Source organism: Natrinema saccharevitans, assembly GCF_001953745.1.
In the GTDB taxonomy this organism is placed as follows: Archaea; Halobacteriota; Halobacteria; order Halobacteriales; family Natrialbaceae; genus Natrinema; species Natrinema saccharevitans.
Window position 1 is genome coordinate 2,170,322 of the sequence record NZ_LWLN01000001.1, and the last position, 20,745, is coordinate 2,191,066.

General features: G+C 68.1%; 19 protein-coding genes. 9 read left to right on the top strand and 10 right to left on the bottom strand.

All coding sequences use genetic code 11. The annotated features are described in order from the left end of the window. Positions 1-19: 19 nt before the first annotated feature. The 5 genes from A6E15_RS11025 to A6E15_RS11045 all read right to left on the bottom strand — a co-directional run bounded on the left by A6E15_RS11025 (position 20) and on the right by A6E15_RS11045 (position 5,690). On the bottom strand, positions 20-2,635 hold the full coding sequence (locus A6E15_RS11025) for a DUF7527 domain-containing protein (protein WP_076146192.1): 2,616 nt from the start codon (positions 2,633-2,635) through the stop codon (positions 20-22). A 54-nt stretch (positions 2,636-2,689) separates the two neighbouring features. Then, a complete protein-coding gene (locus A6E15_RS11030; protein ID WP_006181940.1) occupies positions 2,690-2,968 on the bottom strand; it encodes a UPF0058 family protein in 279 nt (92 codons plus the stop codon). A 69-nt stretch (positions 2,969-3,037) separates the two neighbouring features. Continuing rightward, positions 3,038-3,679 (bottom strand): DUF998 domain-containing protein, encoded by a 642-nt coding sequence (locus A6E15_RS11035; RefSeq protein WP_076146193.1) that lies wholly within the window; start codon positions 3,677-3,679, stop codon positions 3,038-3,040. Between the two features lie 271 nt (positions 3,680-3,950). Then, positions 3,951-5,129, bottom strand: a complete 1,179-nt coding sequence (locus A6E15_RS11040; protein ID WP_076146195.1) for an ABC transporter ATP-binding protein — start codon at positions 5,127-5,129, stop codon at positions 3,951-3,953. A gap of 90 nt (positions 5,130-5,219) precedes the next feature. Beyond that, positions 5,220-5,690, bottom strand: coding sequence for a DUF5793 family protein (locus tag A6E15_RS11045; RefSeq protein ID WP_076146196.1), 471 nt, complete (start codon positions 5,688-5,690; stop codon positions 5,220-5,222). Between the two features lie 179 nt (positions 5,691-5,869). Between A6E15_RS11045 and A6E15_RS11050 the strand changes: the two genes are divergently transcribed. The 6 genes from A6E15_RS11050 (at position 5,870) to A6E15_RS11075 (ending at position 12,557) form a co-directional block, all read left to right on the top strand. Continuing rightward, positions 5,870-7,681, top strand: coding sequence for a type II/IV secretion system ATPase subunit (locus tag A6E15_RS11050; protein WP_076146198.1), 1,812 nt, complete (start codon positions 5,870-5,872; stop codon positions 7,679-7,681). Beyond that, positions 7,678-9,744, top strand: coding sequence for a type II secretion system F family protein (locus tag A6E15_RS11055; protein ID WP_076146199.1), 2,067 nt, complete (start codon positions 7,678-7,680; stop codon positions 9,742-9,744). The genes A6E15_RS11050 and A6E15_RS11055 overlap by 4 nt, the downstream gene beginning before the upstream one ends. A gap of 185 nt (positions 9,745-9,929) precedes the next feature. Further along, a complete protein-coding gene (locus A6E15_RS11060; RefSeq protein WP_076146201.1) occupies positions 9,930-10,403 on the top strand; it encodes a 30S ribosomal protein S15 in 474 nt (157 codons plus the stop codon). A gap of 6 nt (positions 10,404-10,409) precedes the next feature. Then, on the top strand, positions 10,410-11,657 hold the full coding sequence (locus tag A6E15_RS11065) for an exonuclease (protein WP_076146203.1): 1,248 nt from the start codon (positions 10,410-10,412) through the stop codon (positions 11,655-11,657). After that, positions 11,654-11,944, top strand: a complete 291-nt coding sequence (locus A6E15_RS11070) for a KEOPS complex subunit Pcc1 (RefSeq protein ID WP_076146205.1) — start codon at positions 11,654-11,656, stop codon at positions 11,942-11,944. Before A6E15_RS11065 ends, A6E15_RS11070 begins: the two co-directional genes overlap by 4 nt. Continuing rightward, positions 11,937-12,557, top strand: a complete 621-nt coding sequence (locus A6E15_RS11075) for a 30S ribosomal protein S3ae (protein ID WP_006181949.1) — start codon at positions 11,937-11,939, stop codon at positions 12,555-12,557. The genes A6E15_RS11070 and A6E15_RS11075 overlap by 8 nt, the downstream gene beginning before the upstream one ends. Positions 12,558-12,692: 135 nt before the next feature. Here the strand turns inward: A6E15_RS11075 and A6E15_RS11080 are convergent, their stop codons facing one another. Then, positions 12,693-12,998 carry a putative quinol monooxygenase gene (locus tag A6E15_RS11080; protein WP_076146207.1) on the bottom strand — a complete coding sequence of 102 codons (306 nt, stop codon included), beginning with the start codon at positions 12,996-12,998 and terminating at the stop codon, positions 12,693-12,695. 76 nt (positions 12,999-13,074) lie between these two features. Next, positions 13,075-13,512 (bottom strand): cupredoxin domain-containing protein, encoded by a 438-nt coding sequence (locus tag A6E15_RS11085; RefSeq protein WP_076146209.1) that lies wholly within the window; start codon positions 13,510-13,512, stop codon positions 13,075-13,077. A gap of 138 nt (positions 13,513-13,650) precedes the next feature. On the opposite strand from A6E15_RS11085, the gene A6E15_RS11090 reads away from it, so the two are divergent. The 3 genes from A6E15_RS11090 to A6E15_RS11100 all read left to right on the top strand — a co-directional run bounded on the left by A6E15_RS11090 (position 13,651) and on the right by A6E15_RS11100 (position 18,244). Next, the gene (locus A6E15_RS11090) at positions 13,651-14,376 is read left to right on the top strand and encodes a protein sorting system archaetidylserine synthase (RefSeq protein ID WP_076146211.1); all 726 of its coding nucleotides are present in this window, start codon (positions 13,651-13,653) and stop codon (positions 14,374-14,376) included. A 66-nt stretch (positions 14,377-14,442) separates the two neighbouring features. Continuing rightward, positions 14,443-15,789, top strand: coding sequence for a HEAT repeat domain-containing protein (locus A6E15_RS11095; RefSeq protein WP_076146213.1), 1,347 nt, complete (start codon positions 14,443-14,445; stop codon positions 15,787-15,789). A 643-nt stretch (positions 15,790-16,432) separates the two neighbouring features. Then, positions 16,433-18,244 (top strand): phospholipase D-like domain-containing protein, encoded by a 1,812-nt coding sequence (locus tag A6E15_RS11100; protein ID WP_076146215.1) that lies wholly within the window; start codon positions 16,433-16,435, stop codon positions 18,242-18,244. 5 nt (positions 18,245-18,249) lie between these two features. Here A6E15_RS11100 and A6E15_RS11105 read toward each other — a convergent pair whose 3' ends face one another. The 3 genes from A6E15_RS11105 to sufD all read right to left on the bottom strand — a co-directional run bounded on the left by A6E15_RS11105 (position 18,250) and on the right by sufD (position 20,744). Further along, complete coding sequence (locus tag A6E15_RS11105; protein ID WP_066302585.1) at positions 18,250-18,684, bottom strand: metal-dependent transcriptional regulator; 435 nt, start codon at positions 18,682-18,684, stop codon at positions 18,250-18,252. Positions 18,685-18,820: 136 nt separating this feature from the next. Then, positions 18,821-19,315: a rubrerythrin gene (locus tag A6E15_RS11110; RefSeq protein ID WP_076146216.1), complete on the bottom strand. Its 495-nt coding sequence runs from the start codon at positions 19,313-19,315 to the stop codon at positions 18,821-18,823. Positions 19,316-19,523: 208 nt separating this feature from the next. After that, positions 19,524-20,744: a Fe-S cluster assembly protein SufD gene (sufD, locus tag A6E15_RS11115; RefSeq protein WP_076146218.1), complete on the bottom strand. Its 1,221-nt coding sequence runs from the start codon at positions 20,742-20,744 to the stop codon at positions 19,524-19,526. Position 20,745 lies beyond the last annotated feature (1 nt).

Consider the following 20,745-nt stretch of genomic DNA (forward strand, 5'->3'; position numbering starts at 1 on the left):
GAGCTGTGGAACCGCGGGCCTACAGTTCTGGCACGTTCATGTGGAACCCTTCGGAGCGGGACTCGACCAGACAGAGGTGATATCCCGTCTTGCGCGAGAGGTTGACGTAACTGAGCTTCGAGCCGCGGCTGAGTAGCCCGCCGCTGGTGGCCTGCTCGGCCACCTCGAGCGCGCCGGGTTCGAAGTAACTCGAGGTGACGGCGATCGCCGCGGCCAGGTCCGGATAGTTGGCCTTGACTGCCGAGGCGGCCGCCTCGAGTTCCTCGAGGGTGTCCTGAGTCGCGGGCTCTCGCGAGTCGTTGAGCGCGACCAGCACTAACGGATTCCCCATCTTGTCGAACGCGACGATGTCGAAGGTGACCTCGTCGGGGACGTCCTCGGTGTCGTCGTCCGCGAGCGAAATCGTCGCGCCGAGTTCGGCCCGGTCGATGCGGGGAATCGCGTCGTAGAGATCGCCCAGCCCGTCGGCGTTACCGGTGTCGCGGATCTCGTACAGCAAGGTCGCGGTGAGCCAGTCGACGAACCGGTACTCCATCGAGGCGGCGAGGAACTCGTCGTAGGGACGGCCGTCGACGGCCGCGTCCGCCGACTCGAACTGCGTGTGGTGTTCGAGTTGCAGGTTCGACGCGACCTCGCTGCGGTCGGCGTCGCCGTCGTGGGCCGTCTCGAGGGTCGGCTGACTCTTCGAGGCGTACCGGACGAAGAGGTTCGTCCCCGCGAGCGCTCGCTGGACCGAGAGCTGGGTGCTGGCACCGGCGTCGGCCGTTTCACTGTCGGCTTCTCGCGCCCGCTCGAGTTCCGCCTCGAGGCTCTCGATCCGGGACTGGAGCCGCTCGACCGTCGACGAGAGTTCGTCGTTCTCCGAGCGCAGTCGGTCGCGTTCGGCCTCGAGTTCCTCGGCCGTCGTCTCGAGAGCCTCGTATCGCTCCTGGAGCGTCTCGAGCTTCTCGGTCAGCGCGGCGACTCGCTCGCTCGCGGCGTCGGTCTCGGCCGACCGCCCGCTCGCGTCGGCGTCCCCGCCACCGGCGGCCCGGTCGCGTGCGTCTCGACTCGCTCCCGTCGCGGTCGCCTTCGCCGTCGTCGAGGCGGGTTGCGCCGCGCTCGAGTCGCCCCGTCCGTCGCTCGACCGGGACCCGGCCGCCGTCGCGGACCGGTCGCCCGACCGCGAGCGTCCGTCGGACTCCGCCTCCGACTCGCTGTTGTCCGGGTCGATCGACGGAATGCGCCGCGTCTCCCGCCACTGCTCCTCGCGCTCGAGTTCCTCCTCGAGGTCGCCGTCGGGCGTCTCGGCGTCGTCGGCCGTCGGGTCCTCGTCGTCGCTCTCGTCGACCCACGAAATGCCGTTTCGCTCCAGTTCCTCGGCCGCCGCCTCGACCTCGGCGAGATCCGGGTCGTCGGGCCGGTCCGTCTCGGACCCGGTCGTCCCGCTCGAGTCGGAGGCATCGTCGGCGGGTTCGGCCGCGCCGGCAGCCACCGCCGGCTCCGTCCCGGTCGGGTCGTCGTCGGCCCCGTCTTCGGATTCGGTGATCGTGGGGGCGGTCGACTCCGTCGTCTGCCGGTCGACATCGGGCTGGGACGTCGATCCGGTATCGGCGGGGTCTTGCCGGTCGACTTCCTCGGTCACGGATTCCGTCACCGAACCGGTGCCGGCGATGGCGTCGGTGTCAGACACTCGACCGCCCGACGGGTCGGTATCGATGGCCGACTCCGCGTCGGTAATACCGGTCGGTTCGGGCTCGGTATCGACCTCGTCGGTCGCGGTGATCCCCGACGGATCCTCCGCCAGATCGATCTCGGACGACAGCGACGACGCGTCGTCGGCCACGCCCTCGATCGACTCGGGGTCGTCGGCAGTCACGTCTTCGATCGGATCGGCCTCGGTCGAATCCGACCCCGAAACGTCGATCGGCTCGATCGACGAGTCCGTCGAGTCGGTCGCCGGGCCGTCGTCTGCGGACGCGGTCGTTTCGGGCGCCGGGTCGGCACCGATCTCGGAGTGCCCCCCGGCCGCTCCGGTCCCGGACGCCGGTTCGGTGTCCGCCGCCGGACTCGAGTCGGCCGCGCTATCGGTCGCACTCGCGGACGCCGGCTCGTCGTCGACCGGGACGTCGGTCACGTCGATCTCGACGTCGATGACCTCGTAGATGCCGACCTCGTCGGCCGCGCGCTCGAAGGCCTCCTCGCCCGTCAGCAGCCGTTCGGCGTTGCCGATGTAGGCGGCGGCCATCCGGCGACCGCCGTAGTAGACGGCGTAGTAGTCGCCGCTGAGAACGTTCTCGCTCAGCTCGACGTAGCCGGTAAACGAGCCGCTCTGGAGGGTGTTGTCGACCTCCCGGAGCGGCGTCTCGTTGGTGTAGTATTTCGCCCTCGTGTCGCCGCCGCGTTCCTCCATCGCACAGAGCAGCGGCAGCGACGGGTGTGGTGCCTCGTAGCGAGTCCCCGAGGCGGTTTCGAAATCGTCGATGTCGCCGTCGACGACGCCGACGATCCGGCCGTTGAGCATAAAGAGCCACGTGCCGTGTCCCGAGACGGCACCCGAGAAATCGGCGGCAGCGAGATCGGAGAGGCCATCGAAACCGCCGCTGAACGGGCGGGAGTCCCACTCCTCGACGCGCTCTTGCGTGCGCGGGTCCATACGTCAACAAGCGGGAACCACACCAAATACGTTTCGCCTAGAGTACGTCGCGAGTTAAATCTTCGATTCGGCGTCCTCGGCCAGTTCCTTCATCCGCTTGCCGATCCGGCCGGCGCTCGAGAACTCGTCCTCGCTCATCGCGCTCGCCAGGGCGTTGCCCAGCACGAAGACGGCGTGTTTGTGTTCGCTCTTGGACTTGTGGACGTGCGATGGATCGACGTCGAGTTGGCGGTAGGGATCGAACAGCGTTTCGTCGACCTCCTCGCGCTCCGAGAAGTACTCCATGATAACGACGAGTTCTTCGTGGAGCTCGAGAAGTTCGTCTTTATGCATACACACCGCTTGGAACGGTTTGAAGTTAAGCGTTGTGTGGCGAGACGTCGCAAATCCGGCTCGAGGCGTTCAGCGCGCCGACCAGTCGGGATCGTCGTGCCGGTACGCGATCGTGACCGCGAGCAGGAGGATCCAGCTGCCGAAGGCGACGGCGGCAACGAACTCCGGGACGGCAAACCACGTGTCGGTATCGACCGCGCCGTCTAGCGCCAGTACCCAGCCCGCCCACGTCAGCGGGTGGACGAACCCGATCGCGATCGACGCGACGGCCAGCCGCGTGTCGCCGGCCCGCGCCGCGCCGGTTCCGTAGACCCAGCCCGCGAACGGGGCGACGCCGAAGACCGAAAGCGCCGCGACGGGGTGAAGGCTCCGCTCGAGGTAGACGGCCGTATGCTCGAGGAAGAAGATCCCGACCCCGATCTGTCCGACCACCGTCACCACGAGCAATGCGATGCCGGCCCGCTCGAGGCGGTTGCGGCTCGCCGTCCACAGCCGCCACGCGAAGGGCAGTCCGATCAGCCCGCCGACGATCAGCCCGCCGTTGAACAGCGGGAACGTCGGCGCACCGTACCGGCCCATGTCCGAGAGCGCTCGCGTGCGCCAGGTAAACGTCTCGGGGGGAGCCACGAGCGTCGCGATGAGGATAGCCCCGAGCGTGACGAGCGGGGCGGCGATGCCACAGTAGGTCGCGAGCCGTTTCGTCTCAGTCATGGGGTGGCGAGGCGGGTTCGTCCGCGACGCGACCGCGGGCTCCGACGGCCCGTCGCCGGGCCGGCTCCCGATCGCTCGCGGAAATCACGTTCGCGAAAGGGGCCCGAAGACGTATATATTTTCGAGGGGGTTCGGTGACGATAGACGGTGAGATCGTCCGGAACGCGAGTAACGGGCCCCTCGAGACGCGACCACCGCTACAAGCACGCTTCGATCGCGGTATCGAAGAACGGACGGTTTCGGCCGTCGGAGTGACTGCCGTCCAGCAGTATCAGTCGTCGGCGGCGACCGCGGCCGCGTCGGTCTCATCCTCGCGGTGGTCGGCGGGGAACCACGCGAGGTCGTGATCGGCGGTGACGCGGACGCCGACGCGTTCGTCGAGATCGATCCGGTCGGAGTGGTTGTGCATGCACTCGATGGTTTCGCCGCCGTCGAGTTCGACCCGGTAGAGGACCGTCGGACCGAGATAGCGGCGGTAGACGACCCGGCCGTCGGCCTCCGAGCCGTCCGCCGGGTAGGCCGTCACGTCGTCGGGCCGCACCAGCAGGTCGACGACGCTGCCGTCGTACTGGTGGGCGAGTCCGTTGACATCGTCGCGGAGGACGCGCCCGAGCGCGGTGTCGACGTGATCGCCGTGGACCTCGCCCGAGAGGAAGCTGGCGTGGCCGAGAAAGCCCGCGACGAACCGCGACTCGGGCTGTTGGAAGACCCGCTGTGGGGTGTCGATCTGTTCGATGTCGCCGTCGTTCATCACGGCGACCCGGTCGGAGATCGACAGCGCCTCCTCTTGGTCGTGGGTGACCGAGACGGCGGTCACGCCCGTTTCCTTGATGATCCGGCGGACCTCCTCGCGCATCTCGACGCGGAGGTCCACGTCCAAGTTCGAGAAGGGCTCGTCGAGCAACAGCATCTCCGGCTCGGGCGCGAGCGATCGGGCGAGCGCGATCCGCTGTTGCTGGCCGCCCGAGAGTTCGTCCGGGTAGTCGTCGCAGTGGTCCGCGAGCCCGACGAGTTCGAGCAGTTCGTCGACGCGAGCGTCGCGTTCGCTCTCGTCCCACTCTTTCAGCCCGAAGGCGACGTTTTCGCGTGCGCTCAGATGTGGGAAGAGGGCGAAATCCTGAAAGACGACTCCGACGTCGCGTTGCTCCGGCGGCACGAACCGGCCCTCACCGGCAACCGTGTCGTCTTCCAAGCGAACCCGGCCGTCGTTGGGGCGCTCGAGTCCGGCGATCAACCGAAGCGTCGTGGTCTTGCCACAGCCGGAGGGGCCGAGCAGGGTCAGGATCTCGCCGTCGCGAACCGACAGCGACAGGTCGCCGATGACGTCCTCGCTGCCGTATCGTTTGGCGATGCCGTCGAGCTCGAGGACCGCCTCGTCGGCCGTCGGCGCTCCGGTGGGTTCCCGCGTTCCGTCCTCGGCGGCCGTAGTAAGTAGGTGTCCGTTCGCCATGGAGTCCACTCCGGCGTCAGCCGGCGTACATTCCCTTTAGGCGGCCCTAAAACACTTATAGCTGCCGGTCGGCCCCCAGTCGCTGGGAGCCTAGAGTTCGACGCCGCTCGGGATCAGGCTGTGCTGGCGAAGCAGGCTGCCGTCGTCGTCGTAAACGAGGAACGTCCCCTTGTCGTAGCTGACGAACGAGTCGCCGTCGAGCGTGATCGTGACCTCGTAGCGGCCCTCGTCCTCGGTGGCCGCCTCGCCGTATCCCCGGGCTGCGCGGATGAACTGCAGGACGTCGTCGGCGTCCTCGTTGAGTTCGAGAATAAACTCGCCGGTGATCCGGTTGGTCACGCTCACGACGCCAGTCGTGTCGTCCCCGAGCGGTTCCTGGAGTCGGAGCGCGACATCGGTCTCGCTCGCCTCGAGGACATCGCCGTCGGGACCAGTCAGGCGCTCGCGAAGCATCGTCGCCGGGCCGGTGAAGTCGATCGATACCGATGGCTTTCGGGGTTCGCCGTCGGTCTCGACCCAGTCGATGTGCGTGACGTCTAACGTGAAGTGCTCGCGCCTCATTCCGTACCTAGTAGTTCGGACTCCCGCGGTATGAACGTAACGCACGGCACCCCGCTCGTACGACGGGGTCGGCACGCGTCGTCGTCGACACGCGTCACGTCGCATCGGTCGACGATCGGTGACGCGAACGGCCGTCTCATTTATGCCGGTCGCGTCCGGACGTGTCACGAAACGCCATCATGGACCAGCGGGACACGACTCCCCGAGCCGACGACGAGCCGACAGCAGTCGACAGCGCGGGCCACGGGGCCGTCGAGGAGATTCCGGAGCCGGCCGCGGGTGGCGACGCCGGGGACTCGACGATCGAGACCGCGCGGCGGGTCGTCCGGCGGGTCGTCGAGACGCTCACGGGATCGACCGTCGACGTCGGCGACTACGAACCGAGTACGCACGGGCCGCTCGTTGCCCTCGACGACCCCGGCGACCTCGAGATCGTCGAACGCTACTGGGTCGACGCGCCCTTCTCGTACGTCGCGATCGGCTACGATCACGAGGCCAACGAACACCGCTACCGACCCGTCGAACCGCGGCTGCGCGAGGACGAGGCGGTCCTGATCGAGACGCTGTTCCAAGACGTCCGCGATCCGCTCCTGTACCGCGCCGAGGACGGCGACGACATCGAGTCCCTGCTCCGGGAGACGGTCCGCGAGTACCTCGAGCGCTACGGTGTCGCGGTCGACACCGCGACGTTCTACCGCCTATTTTACTACCTCTACCGGGATTTCCGGGGCTACGGGCGGCTCGCGCCGATCATGCACGACCCCCACGTCGAGGACGTCTCCTGTGACGGCTACGAGCTGCCGATCTTCGTCTACCACGACGAGTACACCGACGTCGAGACCAGCGTCTCGTTCGAGGCGGACGCGCTCGATCGGTTCGTCGTCGGACTCGCCCAGCACTCGGGGCGACACATCTCGATCGGCGACCCGATGGTCGAGACGACCCTGCCGGACGGCTCGCGGGCCGAACTCGCGCTCGGCGAGGAGGTGACACCCCGCGGCTCCGCCTTTACCATCCGCAAGTACGCCGACGAGCCGTTCACCCCGATCGACCTGCTCGAGTACGGCACCTTCGGCGTCGAACAACTCACGTACCTCTGGCTGGCGATCGAACACAACAAGAGCCTCATCTTCGCCGGCGGGACCGCCTCGGGGAAGACGACGAGCATGAACGCCGTCTCGATGTTCGTCCCGCCCCGCTCGAAGGTGGTGACGATCGAGGACACCCGCGAACTGCAACTCTCCCACGACAACTGGCTCTCCGCGATCACCCGCGAGCGGGTCCACGAGGGAACCGACGTGCAGATGTACGACCTGCTGCGGTCGGCGCTGCGTCACCGCCCGGAGTACATCATCGTCGGCGAGGTCCGCGGCGAGGAGGCGATGACCCTCTTTCAGGCCATGAACACGGGCCACACGACCTACTCGACGATGCACGCCGACTCGGTCCAGACGGCGATCAACCGCCTCGAGAGCGAGCCGATCAACGTCCCCCGGTCGATGGTCCAGAGCCTCGATATCCTCTCGGTCCAGATCCTGACCCGGACCGACGACGGCCGCGTGCGCCGTAACAAGGTCCTCGCCGAGATCGAGGGCGTCGACCAGCGCACCGGCGAACTCGACTACTCGACGGCCTACGAGTGGGACGGGAAGAGCGACACCTTCCGGAGCGCCAACAGCCGGGTCCTCTCGGAGATCCGCGACGAGCGCGGCTGGAGCCAGACGGAGTTACTCACCGAACTCGAGAACCGCGGGCGATTCCTCGAGTATCTCCGCGAGAACGGGATCAACGACTACCGGCGGTTCACCGCGCTGGTCAACGAGTACTACAGCGACCGAACGACCGTCCTCGAGCGGATCGGGGTCGAGGGCGGGCCCGAGGCCGACGAGGGGTACGGAGACGAGGACCGGACCGAGGACGAGGGCGATCCGGCTGCCGGCTCCGACCCCGTAGACTCGAGCGGGGAAACGGGCTTGCCCCGAGATCGATGAGGCTGGTTCCGCTCCTCCCGTTGGCGGTCGCGCTGGCGTGTCTCGTCCCGGTGGCGGCGGCGAGATACGTCGACCGGATCGATCGCGTTCTCGCCCGGGTCGCGAACCGGTGTTTCGGGTCCCACGTCGACCGGTTTCGCGGCGAGCGACCGGACCGACGGACGGCCCTGCGGGCCGCACAGCTCCCGACGACCGATCGCGAGTACGGAGCGACGACGCTGCTGTATGCCGCGGTCGCAACCGTCGTCGGTGCCGTCCTCGGGATCTACGCCGGCTGGGGACTCCTGTCGCTGCTCGCGATCGATCCCGAGACCATACGGGCGGCGGTACCGACCCCCCTCGAGTTCCTCGCGGGGCTGGCCGGCGTCCCGTCGCTGTCCGCGGTCGAACTCGCCGCACTCCTGCTCGGCTCGGCGGTGACCGTCGGGGCCGTCGCCGGCGCGGGGACCTACTGGTTCCGGTGGTGGTATCCGAGCCACATCGCCGACGGGCGTGCCCGCCGGATCGAGGCCAGTCTGCCAGCGGCCGTCGCCTTCCTCTATGCCCTCTCGAAGAGCGGGATGTCCGTCCCCGACGCGATCCGGGTCTTCGCCGAACAGGAGGACACCTACGGCGAGGTCGCCGCCGAGTTCTCGGTCGCAGTCAGGGAGATGGACACGTTCGGCACCGACGTGATCACCGCCCTCGAGACGATGGGGCGGCGCTCGCCGAGTCCGCAGTTCCGGGAGTTCACCGAGAACCTCGTCGGCGTCCTCCGGAGCGGGCAGTCCCTCTCGACGTTCCTCGAGCGCCAGTATCAGGACTACCGAGAGGAGGCCGAGTCCCAGCAAGAGAGCGCGCTCGGGCTGCTCGCGACGCTGGCCGAGGCCTACGTCACGGTGCTGGTCGCGGGTCCGCTCTTCCTGATCACCATCCTCGTGGTCATCGGGATCGCCGCGGGCGAGACGTTCGGCCAGTTGCAGCTCCTCGTCTACCTGTTCCTACCGCTTGCGAACCTCGGGTTCGTCGTCTACCTGAGTACGGTGACCGAGGACCTCACGCCGGGCCGTGACACCAGCGAAGGAGGGCGGGCCCTCGAGTCCCCGTCGGTCGACGCCGTCCCGACCGACCGCGCCGCCGATCTGCAGGGGGCTCGACCGCATCCCAACGTCGAGCGCGTTCGATACTACCGGCGGTTCCGCGGGCTCCGCGAGCGGTTCGGGCAGCCGCTCCGAACGCTCGTCGGACGACCGTCGCTGACGTTCGCGATCACCGTCCCCCTCGTCCTGACGGTCTTCGTCGCCCGCCACTCGCTCCCCGCCGGCGAGGTCTCGGTGACCGCGGTCGACGACACCGTCGCGGTCGGGGCCCTGTTCGCGATCGCCGTCTTCGCGGTCGCCGAGGAAGTCCGGCGTCGTCGGCTCTCGGCGATCGAGGCCGCGGTACCGGACCTGCTCGACCGACTCGCCAGCGTCAACGAGGCTGGGACCTCGATCGTCTCTGCGATCGATCGAGTCCGGGACTCCGAACTCGGGCCCCTCGGCGACGAACTCGACCGCGTCTGGGCCGACGTCGAGTGGGGTGCGGACCTCGAGACCGCGCTTTGCCGGTTCGAGGACCGCGTCGGTACCCGCTCGGTCTCCCGGGTCGTGACGCTGCTGACCGAATCGATGGCGGCAAGCGGCAACCTCGGGACTACGCTTCGCATCGCCGCTCGCGGCGCCGCCGCCGACCGTCGACTCGAGCGCGAGCGCCGGCAAGCGATGCTCGAGTACGTGGTCGTCGTCTACGTCTCCTTTCTGGTCTTTCTGTTCATCATCGGCGTGCTGTCGGGCTATCTCCTGCCGAACCTCCCGACCGAGGGGGCGGAACTCGCCTCGGGGACCGGCACGACCGAACTGGGCGGCCTCTCGGCAGGCGACGCCGACGCCTACGCGATGCTGTTTTACCACGCGACGCTGGTGCAGGGACTACTGTCGGGACTGATCGCCGGCCAGTTGAGTACCGGTGACATCAGCGCCGGCGCGAAACACGCCGCCGTCATGCTCGCGCTCGCTATCGGGCTCTTCACGGTCGTGCTGTGAAGCGCTGGCCGTCGATGAGAAACCCTTTAGTCCCCGACGGCGGAAGCGACAGTGGGAAGCGCACGGCCGCAAATCCGACTCCGCCGCCCGCTCTTTGGGGTGGCTTGGGATTGCGGAAGTGCAGACGAGAGCAGTACTGCCATCGGGCAGTACGACAGCGGTCAGTGCGATTCCTATCCTCAACAATGGCACGAATGCACACCCGCCGACGCGGCTCGTCCGGTTCGGACAAGCCCTCGGCAGACGAACCACCGGAGTGGAGCGACGTCGACCCCGAAGAGATCGAATCGCGGGTCGTCGAACTGGCAGAGCAGGGTCACGACCCCAGCCAGATCGGGATGAAGCTGCGTGACGAAGGCGTCACCGGCACCCCGGTCCCGGACGTCAAACTGGCGACCGGGAAGAAGATCACCGAGATCCTCGAGGAAAACGACGCGCGCCGAGACATCCCCGAGGACCTCTGGAACCTGATGGAGCGCGCGGTGCGCCTGCGCGAGCACATGCAACAGAACCAGCAGGACCACCAGAACAAGCGCGCCCTGCAGAACACCGAAGCGAAGGTCCGTCGCCTGGCCGACTACTACCGCGGCGACGAACTCGAGCCGGACTTCACGTACACGCCCGAGCTCGCGAAGGAACTCGTCGAAGACGCCGAGTAACGCCCCATGGCAACCGAGGGTCGATCCGCACCGTCGTCGTCCGCCACGACCGCGCTCGAGAGCGCCGGCTTCGTCCGGCTGATCGCGCGGGCCGACGGCGACGCGATCGCCGCCAGCGCCCTCCTCGCGAGGGCACTCGCCGACCGGGACACGCCGTACCAGATCACCGTCGGCCGGACGATCGCCGAGCGGACGACGCGGGTGCACGCGCCGACCGCCGACGGCGACGCCACGGTCGTCGTCGGCACCGTCGACGCGACCGCCGACGACGAGCCGATCCGGCTATCGGCGACCGATCGACCCGCGGTGCTCGAAGCCGTCGATCTCGTCCGCGACCTCGGCGCGACGCCGGATCCGGTCCTCGCGCTGGCCGGCGTCGTCGCCGCCGGCGGCGACCCCGGCGCGGGCGAAAGCGAGTGGCTCGTCGAGCGCGCGCTCGAGCGCGGCCTCGTCGACCGACGGCCCGGCGTCGCGGTGCCGACCGCCGACCCGATCGACGGACTCGCCCACTCGACGCGACTGCGCGCGCCGTGGTCCGGGAATCCCGAGGCGACGCGCGAGGCGCTCGCCGACGTCGCCGCCGATCCCGACGCGCTCGAGGCGGACGATCGCCGCGCGATCGGGTCGCTGGTCGCGCTCGATACCGTCGGCGCCGACGCGGCAAGCGACGCCGCGGCCGCGACGATCGGCCGGGCGCTCCGGCCCTACGCCACGCCCGAAGCACCCGTCGCGACGCTGGGCGGCTTCGCCGACGTCCTCACGGCGCTGGCCCGGACCGAACCGGGTACCGCAACGGCGCTCGCGCTCGGCCACGACGTCCGCGACCGGGCGCTCGAGGGCTGGCGCGAACACGGTCGCCGCGCCCACGCGGCGCTCGCGGCCGCCTCGCTCGAGCGCTACGACGGGCTGGTCGTCGTCGGCGTCGACGACGCCCCCGTCGAGACGATCGCGCGGCTCGCGGTCGACTACCGGTCGCCGGAGCCGACCGTTCTCGCGATCAACGAGGGACACGGTCCCTCGAGCAATCGGACGCAGTCCGATGACGGCGACGACGAGGCCGCGATCGCGACCCGCGAGGACGACTCACTCGGCGCGGCGCTCGAGGGGATCGCGCGGGAACTCGCGGACGCCGGTCCGGAGACCGACGCCGACGGCGGCGTCGCCTACGATGTCGGTCACCGGCGCGGCTACCTGCGATACGACCCCGGACTCGACGACGAGACGGTCGTCACGACCGTGAGGGACCTGCTATGAGCCGGCGAGCGACGATCCGGACGGCCCACGACGACGCGGCGCTGATCGCACGGGCACTCGAGCCGGACAACACCGACGAGATGGCGACGACCGTCGACGACGGCGCGATCGTCACGCGGATCGACCGCGAGACGACCAGCGGCCTGCAGTCGACGGTCGACGACTACGTCGTCAACCTCGCGGTCGCGATCGACGTCGCCTCGACGGCACGAGCCGAACAGGACGACCGACCGACGGACACGGGACCTGTGTCCGACTACGACACCGATACAACACACAATGAGTGAACGATCAGTTTCACGCGCGAAACAGGAGAAGCGGTGGTACACCGTCCTGGCACCCGAACAGTTCGACCGCCAGGAACTCGGCGAAACCCCCGCTGACGAACCGGAGAAAGTCTACGACCGAACCATCGAAACGACGCTCGGCGACCTCAATAACAACGCCAGCGAGAACAACACAAAGCTGACCTTCAAGATCACCGACGTCGGCAGCGACTCGGCCTACACCGAGTTCGTCGAACACTCGCTGACCCGTGACTACCTGCGCTCGCTCGTCCGACGCGGTGCCTCCAAGATCGAGGCCTACGTCACCGTCCTCACGACGGACGACTACCGCGTCCAGATCCAGCCCGTCGCCTTCACGACCAAGAAGGCCGACGCGAGCCAGGAGAAGGCCATCCGCGAGCAGATGGTCGAGATGATCGAGGAAGCCGCCGAGGAGCGCTCCTTCGAGGAACTCGTCGACAGCGTCGTCGAGGGTCGCCTCTCCTCTGCCATCTACGGCGAGGCCAAGACGATCTACCCGCTGCGACGCGTCGAGATCCAGAAGACCACCCTCGAGGCCCACCCCGAGGAAGTCGCAGAAGAGGAAGCGACCGCGGTCGACGTCGAGGACTGACCGCGATCGACGACGGTCGGTTCTCGCTCGATCGAATACCCGGATTTTGAGACGACGACCCGTGCCGTGAGCAGTCGCTGTCGCCACGCTGTGAGCGGCCGCGACGGCCGCTGCTCGAGCGGAACTGGCCGCACGTTACAGTTCGAGTTCCTCGGCCGACTCGACGTCGAACCGCGTGACCTCGGGGTCACCAGCGAGCAGGTCCGGCAGCGCGGCCTCGAACTCCTGGAAGTGGCCGGTCTGGGTATGTGCGCCGAGGGCCGCTTCGTCCTCGTAGCGCTCGAAAAAGCGGACGACGTTCGGCTCGGCGACGTCGGTCGTGGCTCGGTAGTCGATCATGCCGTCTTCGGTCTGCGATTCGTCGACGAGGTCTTCGATTAGTTCGAGGGCCTCCTCGCGGCGGTCCGGATCGATCGGGAAACTCGCGTGGATGACGATCATGCCGGACACACGATATGGTGGCGGCACGATAAAGGTAGGCACACGGGCAAGACGGGACCCGTTTTCGGCCCGCGTCTCACTCGGTGACGACGATTTCGCCGACCATCTCCGCTCGCTCGTGGGGGATACAGACGTAGTCGTAGGTCCCGGGGACCTCGAAGGTGTGTTCGAAGGTCTCGCGAGACGAGAGCCGACCGCCGCGGTCGTTGTGCCAGGCCTCGTACGCCGTCCCCTGGTCCTCGAAGCCGCCGGTCGCGAAGTAGTCAGCCCCGTCGGGGATACTCGACTCGATTGCGGTCACGGTGTGGTCGGCCTCGCTCGTGTTCTTCCAGACGACCGTCTCGCCGACGGAGACCTCGTAGGAGTCGGGCCGGAACTCGGTTCGAGTCATACCGATATGACAGTCCTCGCCGGTGCAGGCGTCGTCGTCGAACACGCTGAGCGCGGACGAACAGCCGGCCAGCCCGACGGCGGAGGCAGTGCCGACGGTCGCGAGATAGGCGCGCCGGTTCATAGAGGCGCTTAGGGGACTCCCGGTATAACCACCCCGGTTCGATTCCCGATCCGTAGGAGCGGGCATCGTCCCCGGCTCGAGGGCGGACGACCCGTGGAAACGAAAACACGTAAGGGAACGCCCCGCCGACTCGGCGATATGCTCCCCCGGTTCGTCGGTCGGCTCGGCGTCGCCGACGCGGTGACGATCGCGAACGCCGCCCTGGGATTCGTCGCCGTCGTCGTCGCGGCCGTCGACATCGAGCTGGCCGCCCGGCTGATCCTCCTGGCGGCGATCGCCGACGGCCTCGACGGCATCCTCGCGCGCCGCTACGGCGGCACCGAGGCCGGCCCCTACCTCGACTCGCTCGCCGACGTCGCCTCCTTTGCCGTCGCCCCCGCGGTCCTCTCCTTTACCGTCGTCACCGACGGCCTCGCGGTGGGTTTCGACGCGGCCACCCCCGAACTGCTCGCGGTGGCCGGCATCTGTGCGCTGTTCGTCGCCATGGCCGTCACTCGACTCGGCATGTACACCGCCTACGACATCTCCGGGAGTTACACCGAAGGCGTCCAGACGACGCTGGCCGCGACCGTGCTGGGGGCGGCGATCATCGCCGGCGAGACCCAGCCGTGGCTCGTCCTCGGGGTCACCGGCGCGTTCTGTTACCTGATGGTCTCGCGGATCCAGTACCCCGACCTGCTGGCCCGCGACGCCGGGATCATGGGGATCGTCCACGCGCTCGCGATCCTCGTCCCCGATCTCGCCGGCCGGACCTTCCCCTACGCCCTCCTGACGCTCGGACTGGCCTACATGACCCTCAGTCCCTGGTTCTACTGGGGAGAGGCCGAACGGACCGGCGAGGTCGACGTGCATGGAAACGCTTAGGGCCGTCCTGACACGACCGTAGGATATGTACACCGTCACGCGTCGGCGTCGTCCCGAGGTGGAACCATGAGCGAGGACGAGGCAACTGACGACGCGGCCGAACAGGGGGCGGACGAGACGGACGCAGTCGATCTCGAGGCGATCCGGGAGCGCCTCGAGGGACTCGCCGCCGACCTCGAGGGACTCGAATCGAGCCTCGAGGCGGCCGAGACCGAGGACGACTTGGACGTCGTCGAGGCCGACCTCGAGTCGTTCCGGGCGGAACTCGAGAGCGTCGAGGTTCCGGAGCCGCCGGAAACCGACGAGGACGAGGAGGACGAAGACGCGGAGCCCGCGCCGGAAGAAGAGCTGCAGGAGCAATACGACGGGATCGAGAGCGACTGCTCGGATCTGGAATCCGATCTCGAGGACCAGCGCGGTCCCTACGGCGAGGACGTGGTGAGCGAGATCGAGGGCGTCAGCGGGACGATCACGGGTACCCGCTGGACCGAGGAGGGCAACGCCGAGCTGATCGAGGCCGTCGATAGCTTCCTCGACGAGCTAAACGACCTGCTCGGGAGTTCGGTCACGCTGGTCAACGAGGGCGAGGACGTGTCCGAACAGCTCGACGCGACCCTCGACGACGCGGCGGCGGCCGTCACGGACGCCGCCCTCGACGCCGACGACGACGCCGAGACGATCGCCGGCCTGCTCGAGGCCACCGACGACCTCGAGGGCGACGTCGACGACGCGACGGAGTGGACCGACCTCGAGATCCGCGAACAGCTGCGCCGCGAGGGCTACTACGACGTCCTCGATCACGTCAAGGACTTCCCGCCGGAGTGGCACGCCCTGAAGGTCCACGAAAAGCGGGGCAACGTCGATATGATTCTGCTCGCGCTCGAGACCTTCGACTCCGACTTCATGGAGGAACACTGCATGGAGTCGCTCGAGCGCATGGGATCGCGTGCGGAGTCGGCCATCGACGCGATGCTTCAGAAGGCCAACCGCCGCGATCAGGCCGCCATGCGTGTCCTCGGGAAGATCGGCGTCGAGAACGAGGAGATCGTCGATACGCTCGTCGACTACGTCGACTCCAACCCGACCCTCCAGCAGCCCGCGTTCCGCGCGCTCGGCGAGATCGGGGCCGAAGACGCGGTCGAGCCCATCGCCCAGCAACTCGTCGCCGACGAGGTCGACGTCCGCAGCTGGGCCGCCCGCGCGCTCGGCCTGATCGGCGACACCCGCGCCATCGAGCCGCTCGCGGACGTCCTCGCGAACGACGAGGCCGACCGCGTCCGAGCCAGCGCCGCGTGGGCGCTCAATCGCATCGGCACGCAGGAGGCCCTCGAGATCGTCGCCGACTACGACGACGACCGCGCCTACCTCGTTCAGGCCGAGGCCGAGAACGCCGACCTCGAGCCCGCGGCCTGACGCGGTGTCGACGGTGATTTTTCACGTCGTTCGTTCCCGCCCAACAGCCGCTGCTGCGGTGGCGCGCGCTGGATCGCGGCTCAACCCGCGGGTGAGCCGCGGTTCGAAACTGCGCGAGGTCGTCGCGAGTGAAACGAGCGACTGCTTGGAAGACGCTTCGCATCTTCCAGTGGATGAGCGAGGGAGCAAGGCGACCGAGCGTTAGCGCGGGACCGCAGGTTTCGCGAACCATCCGAACGGGTGCGTCGCACCCGTGAGGAGAAATCGGCTGGGGAGGATGTGGATCCCCTAGTTGCCACGATAGCAGGACGAGTATCGATCGATACCCGTCTTCCCGAAACCGGACGGGCGTCCTGCTATCGTGGCGACGGGGAGTAGCCACGCCCTCCCCAGCCGATTCACTCACGTACTCGCGCGGCGCTTCGCGCCGCGCTCCGTTCGTTCGCTCATCCCTCGCACAGTGTCATCGGCCGCCTTCACGTTCGTTCAGTCGGCCGACAGCGCGCGCCACCGCACGTCGGCCGGTCAGTCCGTCGGCAGCCGTGGGTTTCCTCATCTCATACGGGCCGCTCGTCCGGTCGGTATCCGGTCCGCTCGAGTCGGCCCCGACAGTTTAAGTACGAACGGCCGGCCAGACGGAGCGATGGATCCCCGGCGGGCCGCCCTCGCGGCCGCGGTCGTCTGTGGGCTCGTCGTCAGCACGGCGCTACTGGCGGGCTTTGCCGTCGCCAACGAACCGGCAATAGCCGAGCGTGCCGCCGCTCGAGCGACCACGCTCCCGGCGACGAACGCGACCGACCTCGCCTGCCCGCCTCGAGCGGGCGAAGCAAACGGCTCCAGCCCCGACACGGCGGACGAACCGCGAATCGCGGGCCTCTATCCGGACCCGACCACCGACGAGAACGTCGGCGAGTTCGTCGTCCTCGAGACGCCACCCGAAACCCCCCTCCGGAACCTGACGCTGACCGACGGCCACACGACGGCCCGGCTCCCGAACGGGACGGCGTCCGGACGGATCGCCCTCTCGATGGCCCCGAACGCGACGGCGACGCTGACCGACGTCCCCGTCCGAGAACTCGAGGGCCGACTCCGACTCGCGGCCGACGGCGACCGGCTCCGGCTCCGAAACGCGACGGCGACCGTCGACTCGATCGCCTACGACCGGGCACCGACCGCCGAGCAGTGGTATCGGACGGTACCGGGCAACGGCGAGACAGCGCCCGGGGGCGACGGCCGATGGTGGCCCCGCGACGCCACCTGTCTCCCCGTCTCGACGGCCGCCGTCGACGACGCCACGGCGTTCGTCCTCCCCGACGGTCCCGAGGTCCCGCGAGAGACGATCCGGAACGCCGAGGATCGACTCCTGCTGGCCGGCTACACCGTCACCTCCGAGGCGATCGCGGCCGACCTCGTGGCGGCGGCCGATCGCGGCGTCGAGGTCGCGGTCCTCCTCGAGGCGAGCCCGGTCGGGGGAACGCCCGCGGCGACCGAGGGCGTCCTCGAGACGCTGGCGGACGGCGGCGTCGAAGTGCGCGTCATCGGCGGTGAGGATTCGCGATACCGGTACCACCACCCCAAGTACGCCGTCGCCGACGACCGCGTCATGGTCACCACCGAGAACTGGAAGCCGGCCGGCGTCGGCGGCGAGAGCAGCCGTGGCTGGGGCGTCCGCCTCGAGTCGGCGTCCCTCGCGGCCGACCTCGAGACCGTCTTCCGCGCGGACTTCGCGGGTCGGGACACGACGACGGGCGCGGCCTATCGCCGGAACGCCTCGTTCACCGACGACGGGCCGGTCTACTCCTCGCCCGCCCCCGAGTACCCCCCGAATCACGAACCGGCGACGGTCCCCGTCGAGTCGGCCGAACTCCTGCTCGCGCCGGACAACGCCGAGGGTCGGCTGACGGCGATGCTCGAGAACGCCAACGAGGAAATCCTCGTCCTCCAGCCGTCGATCGCCGACGACGTCTCGCTGCTCGAGTCCACGCTCGAGGCCGCCCGCCGCGGGGTCGAGGTCCGGGTCCTGCTCGGGTCGGCGGAGTACAACGCCGAGGAGAACGAGGCGCTGGCGGCGGATCTCGAGCGGATCGCCGACCGAGAGAACCTGCCGCTCGAGGTCCGACTCGTCGGTGACACGGACCGCTTCGAGAAGATACACGCGAAGGGGATCGTGATCGACCGCGAGACGGCGGTCGTCGGCAGTGCGAACTGGAATCCGAACTCGCTCGAGAACAACCGGGAGGTGCTGGTGGCGCTCCACGGCGAGGCGATCGCCGACTACTACGCGACCGTCTTCGAGTCGGACTGGACGGGCGACTCGCTGTCGTTCCCGATCGGTGCCGCTATTGCGGTCGCCGTCGCGCTCGCGATCGCCGCGGTCGTCGGTCGGCGATACGTCCGGTTCGGAGACGAGACATCCGTGGACCCGGTCACGCCGGACTGGAACGACGAGAACTGAGCGGATCAGTCGGCGTGGCCGCCGGCCTCGAGTTCGAGCAACTCACAGCAGTCCGCCTCGGCGTCGAAACAGTCGGGACACTGGTCGGGCCGATCGATGATCGTATCGAGCCGCTCGGCGACGGTGTCGTCGATGACGCTCTCGAGAGCACGAGCCTCGTCCCTGAACTCCTCGACCTCGAGGACGTTCGCGAGGAATCGCTCGATGATACAGTAGGTCTGGAGGGCGTCGTGGGCGCGTTCGAGCCCCTCGTCGGTCAGACTCGCGCCCTTGTACTTCTCGTGGTCGACCAGTTCGCGGTCCTCGAGCTTGCCGATCATCTCGTTGACGCTGGCCGGGCTCACCTCGAGCAGGTCCGCGAGCGTGCCGGTCGATGCGGGGCCGTCCTCGAGTCGCTGGGCCAGATAGATCGCCTTGAGGTATTGATCTGCAGTGTTCATGCCGTCCCTCCGTCGGTGCGTGACACGTCGGTTCCTCGCCGGCACGACTGCGGCCGGGCATCGATACGCGTCGCGGGCGACGACTCCGTCTCCGCGGCGGCTCCTGACGCCGCGGTTGCGGTGACGATCGCCCCGATCATGCTCGTTGCTCCATGATCGCGGTCACTTCCTCGACACCCTCCCTCTCCTCCTCGCGAATGCTGTACAGCGTCTCGAGGAGCCGCTCGCGGTCGACGGCGAACTCCGACTCGGAGGCCTCGATCGCCTCGATCAGGTCGTCGTAGAACTTGTAAGCCGTCTCCTCGTTCGCGAGCTGGTCGTAGAGGACGCCGTCCGTGTCCTCCGGCGGTCCGTACTGGGCGTCGACCAAGGCGTTTATCTCCTCGTATCCGACCGTCTCGGCCTCGAGATCGTCGATCAGCGCCTCGAGCCGCTCGCGGTGTTCGGCCGACTCCGTGGCGGCCTCCGCGAGCAACTCTTCCACCGCCTCGTCGACCGTCGCCCGCTCGTCGGGCGGGAGCGACTCGATGTGGTGGGCGGCGCGTGACTCGACGAGTTCCTCCAGCACGACCCCGATCTGTAACAATCGGGTCAGCTGGTGGTCGCTCGAGACACGCTGTCCCAGACTCATATCACGACAAGGGAGCCGCGGTTACTTAGTCGTCTCGGAGCGCGGGCGTCGAAACCGCGAAAAAGCGACGGTCGATCGGCGGCGAGGACGATCAGTTCCGCTGGCGGAGCCACCGTGGGATCAGAGATCCCACGAGCCGTTCACTCGCTCGCTTACTCACGGAGCGCGTGGCGCACCGTTCGTTCGAGGTTCTCTACCGAGAACCTCGCTACTCTCGCTCGCGAAGACGAGTGCCGATCAGTTCTTCGAGGTCATCGCGGAGTTCGTCGACGTCGATTTCCTCCAAGACGGGCACGAAGAAGCCCTCGACGAGCATGTTCCGGGCCGATCGGGGGTCGACACCGCGGGAGGTCATGTAGAACAGGTCCTCCGCGTCGATCTGGCCGACCGTCGCCGAGTGGCTGGCCTCGGTGTCGTGGTTGTTGATGATCAGCTTCGGGGAGGCGTCGGCCTCGCTCTCGTCGGACAGCATCAGCGTGTTTTCACGCTGGTAGGAGCTGGTGTCCCACGCGTCCGCGCCGACGTCCTGGACGCCCTCGTAGACCGAGCGGGCGACGTCGTCGGTGATGCCCCGGGTCACGAGGTCGGCCGTCGTGTGTTCGGCGCGGTGCCAGACCTTCGCGTCGAGGTCGAAGTGCTGGTCGTTGTGGCCGTAGAAGGCACCGACGATCTGGGTCTCGGAGCTGTCGCCGCTGAGCGTCGTCGAGACCTCCGTCTTCGTCAACTGGGTCCCGAGGTTGCCCTCGATCCAGTCGATGGTAGCGTAGGTGTCGGCGACGCCGCGCTTGACGGTGAAGTTGTAGGCGTCCTCCGAGAGGTTCTGGAGGCTGCCGTACTGGACGTAGCTGTTCTCGCCGGCGGCGACTTCGACGACCCCGCTGTAGTACTGCTCTGCAGCCTCTTCGCCGGTCGACTGGCGCTCGAGGATCGTGACCGACGAGGACTCCTCGGTGATGACGAGCGTGTAGTTGAACAGCGAGCGGGAGTTCTGCTCGGTCCGGACGGTGACGTCCTCGGCGTCGACGCCCTCGGGGACGTAGATGACGGTTCCGGTGCTGAAAAGCGCCGTCGAGAGCGCCGTCAGGTAGTTCTCCTGGGGATCGACGATACTGCCGAAGTGCTCCTGTAGGAGGTCCTCGTGGTCGGCGACGGCCTCGCTCCAGGGCAGGACCTCGGCGTCCTCGGGACCGACCTGGTCTTTGTTCTCGGCCGCGTTCAGCGGGTCCACCAGGGACTCGAAGTCCAGTTCGTGGAGGTTCGTCCAGTCCCGTCCCGGCGTCCGGATGACGTCGGGCATCTCGAGGTCTTCGAGGGCCGCGAGAGCCTCGAGTCGAGTCTCGAGGAGCCAGTCGGGCTCGTCGAGTCCGTCGCTGATCTCGCGTACCTGTTCTTCCGTCAGATTGGCGTGTACCTGTGTTCCTGCGCTCATA